9 protein-coding genes are annotated in these 13,023 nt (G+C 71.5%); 1 reads left to right on the forward strand and 8 read right to left on the reverse strand.

Annotated features, from left to right (window positions below):
• Positions 1 to 53: 53 nt before the first annotated feature.
• Complete coding sequence (gene modA, locus ACFYY6_RS07315; RefSeq protein ID WP_351520522.1) at positions 54 to 842, reverse strand: molybdate ABC transporter substrate-binding protein; 789 nt, start codon at positions 840 to 842, stop codon at positions 54 to 56.
• Positions 843 to 891: 49 nt separating this feature from the next.
• Positions 892 to 1,287 carry a molybdopterin-binding protein gene (locus ACFYY6_RS07320; RefSeq protein WP_073789389.1) on the reverse strand — a complete coding sequence of 132 codons (396 nt, stop codon included), beginning with the start codon at positions 1,285 to 1,287 and terminating at the stop codon, positions 892 to 894.
• A 460-nt stretch (positions 1,288 to 1,747) separates the two neighbouring features.
• Between ACFYY6_RS07320 and rho the strand changes: the two genes are divergently transcribed.
• Entirely contained in the window at positions 1,748 to 2,890 is a 1,143-nt protein-coding gene (gene rho, locus ACFYY6_RS07325) for a transcription termination factor Rho (protein ID WP_389192055.1), read from the forward strand.
• 84 nt (positions 2,891 to 2,974) lie between these two features.
• Here rho and ACFYY6_RS07330 read toward each other — a convergent pair whose 3' ends face one another.
• From ACFYY6_RS07330 to ACFYY6_RS07355, 6 genes are all read right to left on the reverse strand, one after another.
• Complete coding sequence (locus tag ACFYY6_RS07330; RefSeq protein WP_351520526.1) at positions 2,975 to 4,336, reverse strand: NAD(P)/FAD-dependent oxidoreductase; 1,362 nt, start codon at positions 4,334 to 4,336, stop codon at positions 2,975 to 2,977.
• A gap of 169 nt (positions 4,337 to 4,505) precedes the next feature.
• Positions 4,506 to 6,230 carry a cytochrome c oxidase subunit I gene (ctaD, locus tag ACFYY6_RS07335; RefSeq protein ID WP_351520528.1) on the reverse strand — a complete coding sequence of 575 codons (1,725 nt, stop codon included), beginning with the start codon at positions 6,228 to 6,230 and terminating at the stop codon, positions 4,506 to 4,508.
• 255 nt (positions 6,231 to 6,485) lie between these two features.
• Positions 6,486 to 7,223 (reverse strand): glucose 1-dehydrogenase, encoded by a 738-nt coding sequence (locus ACFYY6_RS07340; RefSeq protein ID WP_351520529.1) that lies wholly within the window; start codon positions 7,221 to 7,223, stop codon positions 6,486 to 6,488.
• A gap of 216 nt (positions 7,224 to 7,439) precedes the next feature.
• Entirely contained in the window at positions 7,440 to 9,662 is a 2,223-nt protein-coding gene (locus ACFYY6_RS07345) for an NADP-dependent isocitrate dehydrogenase (protein WP_389192059.1), read from the reverse strand.
• A gap of 126 nt (positions 9,663 to 9,788) precedes the next feature.
• Positions 9,789 to 10,850: a glutathione S-transferase family protein gene (locus ACFYY6_RS07350; protein WP_389192062.1), complete on the reverse strand. Its 1,062-nt coding sequence runs from the start codon at positions 10,848 to 10,850 to the stop codon at positions 9,789 to 9,791.
• Between the two features lie 16 nt (positions 10,851 to 10,866).
• The gene (locus tag ACFYY6_RS07355; RefSeq protein WP_351624621.1) at positions 10,867 to 12,381 is read right to left on the reverse strand and encodes an MFS transporter; all 1,515 of its coding nucleotides are present in this window, start codon (positions 12,379 to 12,381) and stop codon (positions 10,867 to 10,869) included.
• Between the last annotated feature and the right edge of the window lie 642 nt (positions 12,382 to 13,023).

Here is a 13,023-nt window from a genome sequence, read left to right on the forward strand (position 1 = left end):
CCCGGACCGGGGGCGGGCGGGCGCCCGCGGATGCGAACGGCGTTGCGTACGGGCTACGGCTGCTGGAAGCCCGCGGCCCCGAGGATCTTCTGCGCCTCCGGTCCGCCGAGCCACTTCACGAATGCCGCGGCGGCGTCGGCATGCGCGGACTGGCGCAGCGTGGCGGCCGGATAGGAGGCGACGGCGTTCTGCGCGTCGGGGATGTCGACGGCGTCGACCTTGTCGGTGGCCGACTCGGCGTCCGTCCCGTAGACGATGCCCGCGTCCGCCTCGCCGAGTTCGACCTTGCTGAGCACGGCACGGACGTTGGGTTCCTGGGAGACCGGCCGGACGTGGAGCTTCTGGGCGTCGAGGACCTGCTTGCCGTAGCGGCCGACCGGGACCTCGGGAGCGGCCAGGACCACCTTGAGGTCCTTCCTGGTCAGGTCCTTCAGTCCGGTGATCTCCTCCGGGTTGCCCTCCGCGGTGGCGATGACGAGGCGGTTCTTCGCGATGACGGTGGGGGTGCCGGTGTCGGACTTCAGCCCGTCCATCGTCTTGGTGTCGGCGGTGACCAGGGCGTCGGCGGGGGCTCCCTGCCGTACCTGGGCGGCGAGTTCCTGGGATCCGGCGAAGGAGAACGTCACCTTCGTACCGGGGTGCGCCCTCTCGTACGCGGCGCCCGCGGTCTTGAACACATCGGTGAGCGACGCCGCGGCGAGGACCGTCAGCCGGGCGCCGGGGGCCGTCGTCGGCGTACCCGCGGCGTCCTTCTCGTCGTCGGCGCCGCAGGCGGCGAGCGGGACCAGCAGCGCGGCGGTCACGAGCGCGGCGGCGCGGCGCCGGGTGAAGGGGGTCGTCATGATGGGGCCGGGCTCCTCGGGGGTCGTGCGCGTCGCGGACGAGGCGCGGTCAGACACGGTCGATGTGCACGTTGGTGGACTTCACGCGGGCGGTGGCCCGCATGCCGACCTCCAGTCCGAGTTCCTCGACGGCTTCGCGGGTGAGCAGGGACACCAGCCGGTGCGGACCCGCCTGGATCTCGACCTGGGCGGCGATGTCGCCGAGTTTCACCGCGGTGACGATGCCGGGGAAGGCGTTGCGCGCCGTCGTGTACGAGGGTTCGTCGTCGCCCCCGCCGCTCTGGCCGGTCTCGACGGCGAGCGCGGCCAGATCGCGGCCCGCGATGAGCCGTCGGCCGTTCTCGTCGCGGTGGGTCGCGACCCTTCCGGCGTCCGCCCAGCGGCGGGCCGTGTCGGGGCTCACCCCCAGCAGGCGCGCCGCCTGCCCGATCGTGTAGGACTGCATGTGCGCCAAGATATTCACATTTACCTTGCATTTACAATTCGTATGGCCGATTCATGGCGCAGATGTCGGCCGACCCGCGCGCGGCGGCGAGAGGTGCGGGGCGACCAGGCGGCGGGCGGCACACCGGCGACCACGCCGACGGCCGAGTCACCGACCGGCGACCTGGCGACCGGTGACGGGCCGTGCATGCCGTGGTACCGGCCGCGCATGTCGTGGTACGGTGCGTTCGGCACATGTGTCATGCCTCACTCCGAGGCCCCCTGTGCCGCCCCCCTCTTCTTCAGGCTGCCGCTCCCGCCCTTCTCCGGTCGGCGGTCCAGCTCTCCCGCACCACTTTCTCCAGTCCGGTTCGGGCTTCCCCGTGCCGGACTTCTCCGCCCGTCGACCGGGGCGTGATCCCGTCCGTCCCCGATGTCGTCCGGGCCCCTTCATCCGTCCTGCCCGCGAAAGGACCACCCCCATGACGAGCACCCTCGAACTCCCCCTCGCCCAAGGGGAGTTGCCCAGCGAAGCCATCGGCATCCTGGACATCACTCACCAGGGCCGCGGCACTCTGCGCACCCGGGCCGACCGCCCCTCCCCCGGCGACGTGCAGGTCTCCGCCGCCCTGATCCACCGTCATGCCCTGCGCCGCGGCGACCTGGTGGAGGGCGTCTGCGACCAGCCCCGCGTCCTGTCCGACGTGGTACGCGTCGACGGCCGCTCCCCCGAAGCGCTGCGGGAGCGGCCCCACTTCCGCGATCTCACACCGATCCACCCGCGGCGGCGGCTGCGCCTGGAGACGCCCTCGGGCGGTCCGGCGACCCGGCTCGTCGATCTCGTCTCGCCCGTCGGCAAGGGGCAGCGCGGTCTCGTGGTGGCGCCGCCCAGGGCCGGCAAGACGGTGCTGCTGCGGCAGTTGGCCGAGGCCGTCGCCACGAACCATCCCGAATGCCGTCTGATGGTGGTGCTGATCGACGAACGCCCCGAAGAGGTGACGGACATGCGCAGGTCCGTGCGGGGCGAGGTGCTCGCCTCGACCTTCGACCGGCCCGCGCGGGAGCACATCGCGCTCGCCGACCTCGCGATCGAACGCGCCAAACGCCTGGTCGAGCGGGGCGAGGACGTCGTCGTCCTGCTGGACTCCCTGACCCGGCTGTGCCGCGCCCACAACAACGCGTCCGCGGCGGGCGGACGCACTCTCAGCGGCGGCGTCGACGCGGCTGCCCCGCTCGGCCCCAAGCGGCTCTTCGGTGCGGCGCGCCTCACCGAGGAGGGCGGCTCCCTCACCATTCTGGCCACCGCGCTGGTGGAGACCGGCTCGCGCGCCGACGACTACTTCTTCGAGGAGCTGAAGGGCACCGGCAACATGGAGCTCCGGCTGGACCGGGCGCTGGCCGACCGGCGCGTCCATCCGGCCGTCGACCTCCAGGCGTCCGGCACCCGCCGTGAGGAACTCCTCGTGCCGGCCGTGGAGTTGCGGGCCATGCGCCGGCTGCGGCGCGCACTGCTCACCAGGAAGGACCCGCGGGCGGCGCTCGAGACACTGCTCGACCGGCTGCGGCGCACCCCCGACAACGCCGCGTTCCTGCGCACGGTCCATCTCACCGTTCCGGATGCCTGAGGCCGGGTCCCCTTTCCGGTACACACCGGTCCGGCCGGTGGCGCGACCGACCGGACCCGCAAACGGAGGCGTCATGCGAGGAGTTCAGGTGGCGGTGTGCAACGAGGCGGTGTACTCGCGTACCTGAGTCGGTGTCAGGTAGGCGGTTGTGTACTCGAAGTCGCGCAGCCTGGCCGGGTTGCGGGACTGGAAACCGGTGCGGACGAAGTCGTCGCCCGCGACGGCGTTCAGCATCCAGTTCGTCATCACACGTACCTTGGCGACGTTGGTCCGCAGCGCCGCCCAGTGGTATCCGCGGGCGACGGCCTGCGCGGTGACGCCGTGCAGTTCGACGCCGAGGGGCTTGGAGACCGCGTCCTTGCCGCCGAGGTCAACGACCAGACCGAGGTCCCTGTGCACATACGGCTTCAGCGGCTGGTGCCGCAGCGTGGCGATGAGGTTGTCGGCGAGCGTGCGGCCCTGGCGCGAGGCGTGCTGGGCGGTGGGCGGGCACACCGCCCCGTCGCCCTTGCTCAGGTCCGGTACGGCCGCGGCGTCGCCGAGCGCGAAGACGCCGTCGAAGCCCGGCAGGCGCATCTCGGGGGTCACCGCCAGCCGGCCGCGCACCGTCTCCGCCCCGAAGGTGGACACCAACGGGCTCGCGGCGACGCCCGCCGTCCAGATCAGCGTCCGGCAGGGCACGACCCGGCCGTCGGTGAAGGTCACGTGCTCGGGACCGGCCTCGGCGATCGAGACGCCGAGCGAGACCTCTATGCCGCGTGCGCGCAGCATCTCCAGGGCGCTGCGGCCGAGCTTGTCCCCGAGTTCGGGCATGAGCTTCGGGGCGATGTCGACGAGGTGCCACTTGATGAGTCCCGGGTCGAGCCGGGGGTAGTGCCTGACCGCGTTGGTGGTCAGGCGCTGGAGGCAGGCCGCCGTCTCGGTGCCCGCGTATCCGCCGCCGACCACCACGAACTGGAGGCGCGAGGCCCGCTCGTCCTCGTCGGGGCTGGCGTCCGCGAGATCGAGCTGGGCGATCACGTGGTCCCGGACATACGCGGCCTCGGCGAGCGACTTCATGCCACGGGCGTGATCGAGGAGTCCAGGGATGTCGAAGGTGCGGGTGACGCTTCCGGGGCACAGGACGATGTAGTCGTAGGGCTCGTAGACGATCTCGTCGGTGATCTTGCGGATGACGCAGATCTTCGCCTTGGGGTCCACGCCGATGCCGCCTCCCGGGATGATCCGGGTGCGGTGCTTGCGGCTGCGGCGCAGCGACACCGCGACGGACTGCGGGGTGAGCACACCGGCCGCCACATGGGGCAGAAGAGGGAGGTAGAGCTGGTACGAGAACGGGGTGACGAGCGCGATCTCCGCCTCGCCCGGTATGAGTCTGCGCTCCAGGCGGCGTACGCACTCCACGCCGGCGAATCCGGCGCCGACAACGAGAATCCTGGGTCGTGCCACAGTGTTCGTCCCTCCTCGGGCATGCGCGGTCGTCCGTTCGCCGGCCCCGTCGCACGCACCCGTCCTCTCCCATCTTCACGAGCCGCGTGCGAATTCGCCTGTCGGGGACGACGGAGGGCCGATGCGGTCGCGCCGCCGGTCCGGGCCGCTCACCGGGCCGGGGCCGCGTTCACGACCGGTCCCCCGGCGGCATCGGGAGCGTCCCGGGAAGGTTCAGGGCTTCGTCGAGTGCGCGGAGCGAGGGGTGGTGCAGGTCGAAGGCCGGGGACTCGGAGCGGATCCGCGGCATCGTGTGGAAGTTGTGCCGGGGTGGCGGGCAGGAGGTCGCCCACTCCAGGGAACGGCCGTGGCCCCACGGGTCGTCGACACCCACGTTCCTGCCGTACCTGGCGGTCTTCCACACGTTGTAGAAGAACGGCAGCATCGACAGACCGAGCAGGAACGAGGCGATCGTCGAGACCGTGTTCAGCGCGGTGAAGCCGTCGGCGGCGAGGTAGTCCGCGTAACGACGCGGCATGCCCTCGGCACCCAGCCAGTGCTGCACCAGGAACGTGCCGTGGAAGCCCACGAACAGCGTCCAGAACGTGATCCTGCCGAGCCGCTCGTCCAGCATCTTGCCGGTGAACTTCGGCCACCAGAAGTGGAATCCGGCGAACATCGCGAAGACCACGGTGCCGAACACGACGTAGTGGAAGTGCGCGACGACGAAGTAGGTGTCCGAGACCTGGAAGTCCAGCGGGGGCGACGCCAGGATCACACCGGTCAGACCACCGAAGAGGAAGGTGACCAGGAATCCGACGGACCAGAGCATCGGGGTCTCGAAGGACAACGACCCCTTCCACATCGTGCCGATCCAGTTGAAGAACTTCACCCCGGTGGGTACCGCGATGAGGAACGTCATGAAGGAGAAGAACGGCAGCAGCACACCGCCGGTCACGAACATGTGGTGCGCCCACACGGTCGCCGACAGCCCGGCGATGGCGATGGTGGCGCTGATCAGGCCGATGTAGCCGAAGACCGGTTTGCGGCTGAACACCGGGATGATCTCGGTGACGATCCCGAAGAACGGCAGGGCGATGATGTACACCTCCGGATGGCCGAAGAACCAGAAGAGGTGCTGCCAGAGCAGTGCCCCGCCATTGGCCGGGTCGAAGACGTGCGCGCCGAACTTCCGGTCCGCCTCCAGCACCAGCAGGGACGCCGCGAGGACCGGGAAGGCCAGCAGGACCAGCACCGCCGTCAGCAGGACGTTCCAGACGAAGATCGGCATGCGGAACATGGTCATGCCGGGTGCGCGCATGCAGATGATCGTGGTGATGAAGTTGACCGAGCCGAGGATCGTACCGAACCCGGAGAGCGCCAGGCCCATGATCCACATGTCGGCGCCGACTCCTGGCGAACGGACCGCGTCGGAGAGCGGGGAGTAGGCGAACCATCCGAAGTCGGCCGCGCCCTGCGGGGTGAGGAAGCCGCCGATCACGATCAGCGAGCCGAACAGGTACGCCCAGTAGGCGAACATGTTCAGCCGTGGGAACGCCACGTCGGGGGCGCCGATCTGCAACGGCATGATCCAGTTCGTGAATCCGGCGAACAGCGGGGTCGCGAACATCAGCAGCATGATCGTGCCGTGGATCGTGAACGCCTGGTTGAACTGCTCGGGCGAGAGGACCTGGATGCCCGGCCGGGCCAGTTCGGCGCGCATGACCAGGGCCAGCACCCCGCCGACGAGGAAAAACGCGAACGATGTGACCAGGTAGAGCGTGCCGATCGTCTTGTGGTCGGTGGTGGTCAGCCATCTGACGACGACGTTCCCGGGCTCCTTCGCGCGGACCGGAAGCTCGTCCGCGTACGCCTCCCCCTCGTCGGCGGCCCCCGATGTGCCCGTCGTCGTCACTGGGCCCTCCTTCGGTCGTCGTTCGCGGGTGGACCGCGCGCCCGGCCGGGGCGCCTTCTCCACCGGGCCGGCCGCCGGACCGCTCCCACGTGCGTCACACCGGATCCCGGATGCAGCAAACCAGCCACGGGGCCGCCGGGGGTGGCCCGGCACCCGCCCTGGCACGACTTTCACCCGTCAGGGCGGCCGCGGACACGCCGGTGCGCACGGCGGACGCCCGGACCGGCGGCCGGCCCGGGCGTCACGGACGACGGTTCAGGCCAGCCCGCCCGTCGCACGCAGGTTCTGGCCCGTGACCCACCGGGCGTCGGGTCCGACCAGGAAGGCGACCACGTCGGCCACGTCCGCGGGTTCGCCCAGCCGACCGAGCGGGGTCATGGCGACCACCGTCTCGAGGGCCTCCGGCTGGTTGGCGGTGCGCAGCATCACGGTGTCGGTGGCGCCGGGCGAGACGGTGTTGACCGTGATGCCCCGTGCCCCGAGCTCGTGGGCCGCCACGGCGGTGAGCTGTTCGACGGCGCCCTTGCTCGCGGCGTACGCGGCGATGCCGGGCCCCGGGCGCACGGTGTTCGCGGTGGAGATGTTCACGATCCGGCCGCCGTCGCGCATCCTCCGGGCGGCGTGACGGATCGTCATGAAGACCGCTCTGGTGTTGACGGCCATCGCGTGGTCGAACACGTCCGGGTCGGTGTCGGCGATGAAGGACGGGGCGGGGCACAGGGCGGCGTTGTTCACCAGGACGTCCAGGGTGCCCAGCTTCTCCTCCGCCGTCTCCATCAGCTTCCCCGGTCCGTCGGGGTCGGCGAGATCGGCCCGGACGGCGTGGGCCGTGCCGCCGCCGTCCCGCACGGTGCGGACGACGTCGGCGGCCGCGTCGTCGCTCGTGGCGTAGTTGAAGACGACATGTGCGCCGTCGCGGCACAGCCGCTCGACGATCGCGCGGCCGATGCCCCGCGATCCTCCGGTGACCACCGCGTTCCTGCCTGTCAGCACGGTCCCTCCTTCTCCGGGCCCGGTCGGTCCCGGGTGTCCGAACCTATCGAGGCAGCGGCCCGGCCGTGCACGGTTGCGCGAAGAACGCCCGGCCGGGCACGGCACGGTGGGCGCGGCACCGCGGCCGGACACAAGACCGCCCCGGCCGGGCGTGGTGCCGGCCGGGGCGGGAGGGGCGGGGCGCCGGGAAGGGGCGCCCCGACCGCCGCTGCTCCGTCAGCCGAGGGAGGCGATGGCCTGCGTGAACGTCGCCGAGGGGCGCATCACGGCCGACGCCTTGGCCGGGTCGGGCTGGTAGTAGCCGCCGATCTCGGCCGGCGAACCCTGCACCGCGATCAGCTCGTCGACGATGGTCCGCTCCTGCTCGGCCAGCGTCTTCGCCAGACCGGAGAACGCCTGCGCGAGGTGTGCGTCGTCGGTCTGCCGTGCCAGCTCCTGGGCCCAGTACAGGGCCAGGTAGAAGTGGCTGCCGCGGTTGTCGATGCCGCCGAGCCTGCGGCTGGGCGACTTGTCCTCGTTGAGGAAGGTGCCGGTCGCGCGGTCGAGCGTGTCCGCGAGGACCTGCGCGCGCGTGTTGCCGGTGGTCGTCGCCAGGTGCTCGAAGCTGGCCGCGAGCGCGAAGAACTCGCCCAGGCTGTCCCAGCGCAGGTAGTTCTCCTTGACGAGCTGCTGGACGTGCTTCGGTGCGGAACCGCCCGCGCCGGTCTCGAAGAGGCCGCCGCCGTTCATGAGCGGGACGACGGAGAGCATCTTCGCGCTCGTGCCCAGCTCCAGGATCGGGAACAGGTCCGTCAGGTAGTCGCGCAGCACGTTGCCGGTGACGGAGATGGTGTCCTCGCCGCGGCGGATGCGCTCCAGCGAGAACGCGGTCGCCTTCTCGGGCGACATGATCTCGATCCGCAGACCGTCGGTGTCGTGGTCGGCGAGGTACTTCCTGACCTTGGCGATCAGCTGCGCGTCGTGGGCGCGGTCCTCGTCGAGCCAGAACACGGCCGGGGCACCGGTGGCGCGGGCCCGGGTGACGGCGAGCTTGACCCAGTCCTGGATCGGCAGGTCCTTGGCCTGGCACATGCGGAAGATGTCGCCCGCGCCGACCGCCTGCTCCAGCACGACGTCGCCCTTGCCGTCGACGACCCGCACCGTGCCGGTGGTGGGGATCTCGAAGGTCTTGTCGTGGCTGCCGTACTCCTCGGCCTTCTGCGCCATCAGGCCGACGTTGGGCACCGAGCCCATGGTCGACGGGTCGAAGGCGCCGTGGGCGCGGCAGTCGTCGATGACGACCTGGTAGACGCCCGCGTAGCTGCTGTCGGGGAGCACCGCGAGGGTGTCGGCCTCCTGGCCGTCCGGGCCCCACATGTGGCCGGAGGTGCGGATCATGGCCGGCATGGAGGCGTCGACGATGACGTCGCTGGGCACGTGGAGGTTGGTGATGCCCTTGTCCGAGTCGACCATGGCCAGGGCGGGGCCCTCGGCGAGCTCGGCCTCGAAGGACGCCTTGATCTCGGCACCGAGGTGCGGCACGGACTCCAGGCCGTTCAGGATGGCGCCCAGGCCGTCGTTCGGGGAGAGCCCGGCGGCGACGAGCGCCTGGCCGTACTTGGCGAAGGTGTTCGGGAAGAAGGCGCGGACCACGTGGCCGAAGATGATCGGGTCGGAGACCTTCATCATGGTGGCCTTGAGGTGGACGGAGAAGAGCACGCCCTCCTCCTTGGCCCGGGCGACCTGCGCGGCGAGGAACTCGCGCAGGGCCGCGACGCGCATGACCGCCGCGTCGACGACCTCGCCCGCGAGCACCGGCACCGACTCGCGCAGCACCGTCGTGCTGCCGTCGTCGCCCACGAGCTCGATGCGCAGAGAACCGTCCTCGGCGACGACGGTCGACTTCTCGGTGGAGCGGAAGTCGTCGACGCCCATGGTGGCGACGTTCGTCTTCGAGTCGGACGACCAGGAGCCCATGCGGTGCGGGTGCGCCTTGGCGTAGTTCTTCACCGAGGCGGGGGCGCGGCGGTCGGAGTTGCCCTCGCGCAGCACCGGGTTCACCGCGCTGCCCTTGACCTTGTCGTAGCGGGCGCGGACGTCCTTGTCCTCGTCGGTCTGCGGGTCGTCCGGGTAGTCCGGGAGCGCGTAGCCCTGCGCCTGGAGCTCGGCGATGGCGGCCTTCAGCTGCGGGATCGAGGCCGAGATGTTCGGCAGCTTGATGATGTTGGCCTCGGGCTTCTTGGCCAGCGCGCCCAGCTCGGCGAGTGCGTCGGCGATGCGCTGCTCCTCCTTCAGACGCTCGGGGAAGGAGGCGATGATGCGCCCGGCCAGGGAGATGTCCCGGCTCTCGACGTCGACCCCGGCCGTCGAGGCGTACGCCTGGACGATGGGCAGGAACGAATACGTCGCCAGGGCCGGGGCCTCGTCGGTGTGTGTATAGATGATGGTCGAGTCAGTCACCCTCTGCTCCGCTCCACGTCTGCAACATTGCTTGACATCAAGATATCTCGTGACGGCAGCCGACTCGACAGGGCCCTGCCCCCGCTCCGGCAGGACCCCGTCCCCGTCCGGTGCGCGGGCTCCCGGTCAGGGGCGCCCCGCGGCCGGGACCTCCTCACCGGCCGGTACGGGACCCGGCGCGGTGCCGTATCCGAACGGGCTCCCGCCCAGCTGCTCGCGGTGGTGCGGGGTCAGCCAGCCCGACAGGTCGGGTCCGGCGGGCACGATGCCGGTGGGGTTGATACCGGTGTGCACCCGGTAGTAGTGCCGCTTGATGTGGTCGAAGTCGACGGTGTCGCCGAAGCCGGGCGTCTGGTACAGGTCCCTGGCGTACGCCCACAGCACCGGGTCCTCGGCCAGCTTCGACCGGTTGCACTTGAAGTGGCCGTGGTAGACGGCGTCGAAGCGGACCAGGGTGGTGAACAGCCTGATGTCCGCCTCCGTGATGAAGTCGCCGACGAGGTAGCGCCGGTCCGCGAGGCGCTCGGAGACCAGGTCGAGGCGGCGGAAGACGTCCTGGTAGGCGTCCTCGTACTCGGACTGTCCGGAGGCGAACCCGGCGCGGTAGACGCCGTTGTTCACATCGCGGTAGATGCCCTCCATGACCTCGTCGATCTCCTCGCGCAGGCCCTCGGGGTACAGGTCGGGGGCGCCCGGACGGTGCAGTGTGGTCCACTCGGTCGCGAGGTCCAGGGTGATCTGCTGGAAGTCGTTGGTGACGAGTCGGCCGCTGGGCACGTCGACGATCGCGGGCACGCTGACCCCGCCGGAGTAGCCGGGCTCCCGTGCCTCGTACGCCTCGCTCAGGTACGCGATGCCGAGCACCGGGTCCCGGCCGCCCTCGTCCAGCGTGAAGCGCCAGCTGCGGTCGTCCTGGAGGGGGTCGGCGACGGCCAGCGACAGGACGCTCTCCAGACCGAGGAGCCGCCGGGAGATCAGGGCGCGGCTCGCCCACGGGCAGGCACGGCTGACGACGAGCCGGTAGCGGCCGGCCTCGACGGGCCACTCGCCCCGGCCGTCGGCGGCGATGCGGTCGGCGAAGTGGCTCCGGGACCGTTTGAAGGGCTTGTGCCCGTACGCCTCGTTGCCGACGACCGCCGGGCCGGTGTCCCCGGCGCCCTCGGGGCCCGTCGGCCTGTTGTCGCTCATCGCGTTCTCCCTGCGTTCATGGCGTTCTGTCTGCGTGGGTGTGGGTGACGGTTCGTGGGGTGCGGCCCCGGCCGCGGCGTTCTCCGCGCACGTCCGCCAGACCGACGAGCAGGGCGAGCACGACGAAGGCGACCGCCACGACCAGGCCGTGGTCGTAGGCGGTGGCCCAGTCGGCCTGGCCCAGCTGGGCGAAGAACACCGAGCCGACCGCGGCGATCCCGACCGCCGATCCGACCCGCTGCCCGGTCTGGAGGGCGCCGCCCGCGCTGCCCGCCGTGGCCACCGGCACCTCGGAGAGGGTCAGCGTCTGGTTGGGCGCGACGACCAGACCGCTGCCCAGACCGGCCAGGAGCAGCGGGGCGGCCATCGCCCATCCCGCGCCCCGCCCCGGCACCAGGTGCACGGCGAGCGCGGCGCCCGCCAGTCCGACGACCACCGCGGTGAGCCCGGCGACCACGAGGGGGCGTCCGAAGCGGTGGACGAGCCGGCCGCCCGGACTCGCCGCGACGGCCGAACCCAGCGCGAACGGCGTGATGGCGAGCCCCGCCTGCAGGGCGCTGTAGTGCAGTCCGTTCTGCAGGTAGAGCGTGGTGACGAAGAAGATCGAGGTGAATCCGCCGAAGTACACCAGAGCCAGCAGACAGCCGAGCCAGTACGAGCGGACCCGGAAGAGCGACAGGTCGATGACCGGGCGCGTGGCCCGTGTGGCGCACCGGGACTCCCACCCGACGAAGGCCGCGAGCAGCACCACGGCCGGCATCAGCAGCAGCCACTTGCGGTCCCCCGGCCACTGCTGGGCCTGGACGAAGGGCAGCAGCAGGGCCAGTACGCCGGTGCCGAGCAGCAGGACCCCGAGCGGGTCGAGGTCGCGCAGGCGCACCGGGCCCGCCGACGGGGTGTCCGGGAGCAGGCGCCTGGCGAGCAGCAGGCAGAGGGCGCCGAGCGGCAGGTTGACGTAGAACACCCAGCGCCAGCCCTCGTGGGCACCGGCCGCCTGGATCAGCAGCCCGCCCGACAGCGGGCCGACGGCGGTGGAGACGCCCACCACCGTGCCGAACATGCCGAAGGCCCGGCCGCGCTCCTGGCCGGAGAACATCTGCTGGATCAGCGCGGAGATCTGTGGCGAGATCATGCCGCCGGCGAGGCCCTGGACCAGGCGGGCGACCACCAGCCAGAGGCTGGACTGGGCGGCGCCGCAGGCCGCCGAGGCGAGCGTGAACAGAGCCAGACCGGCCATGAACACGGTTCGGCGCCCCCGCGCGTCACCGAGGCGTCCGGCGGGGATCAGGAACAGTCCGAAGGCGAGCGCATAGCCGGAGAGGACCCATTGGAGGTCGGACTCCGGGGTGCGCAGCCCGGACCGGATCGACGGCAGGGCGACATTGACGATGGACACGTCCAGCAGGGTCATGAACCCCGCGATCAGACACACCGCCAGCGCCCGCCAGCGGCGCGGGTCGGGGGTCCCGGAGGCGTGGGCGGAACGCGCGCCCCGCCCCGCGGCACCCCGGTGAGCAGCGCTCTCTGCCATGGCTCGCACCCTAAGCGCTGTCCCGCGATCCGTGGTGGATCAGCGCGCGGCGTCGGACGCGGTGCGTCGCGGGGCGGAGCGGCGCTCGCGTACCGGACGTGTACGGGCGCTTTTGGCGGCGCGGTCGTGCGGGGTCCCGGCAGCGCGGTCAGGTGTCGCGGCCGTCGTCACGCGCCCGTCGCGGACGACGGGGACGGCCCGGTGACCGCGGGCCTGGACGGGACGGATGGCCGTTTCCGAGCGGGGTCGGCCCGTGAGAGGGGACCCTGCGTCGCAGCCCATGGGACGGGGGACGTGCCTCGAAGCGGGCCGGGGACGCGGCGACTGTCCGACGCCCGACGCCCGGAGGAGGCGGATACGGCCTGCTCCTCCGCCACCCCGTGTCCGCCTCAGGATCCGGTGCCGGGCGCCGGTGCCGGGCGGCGCCCGGAATCCCGCGTGTACACCCGGAGACGCGCATGTCATGGACACGAAATGCGGAGGAACGGCGGCCGCGGCAGGCGCCGACACACAATCCGCCCGCCCTTTGCGCCGATCCCGGAAATGCGGGATCGGTTCGCCGCCCGCGCCCGGACGACCGTCACCGGGCGAAATCCGGTCGCGCTCGCGCGCCGGGACCCCCGACCGGCCGATCCGTACGCC

The organism is Streptomyces sp. NPDC001750 (genome assembly GCF_042892615.1).
Classification (GTDB): domain Bacteria; phylum Actinomycetota; class Actinomycetes; order Streptomycetales; family Streptomycetaceae; genus Streptomyces.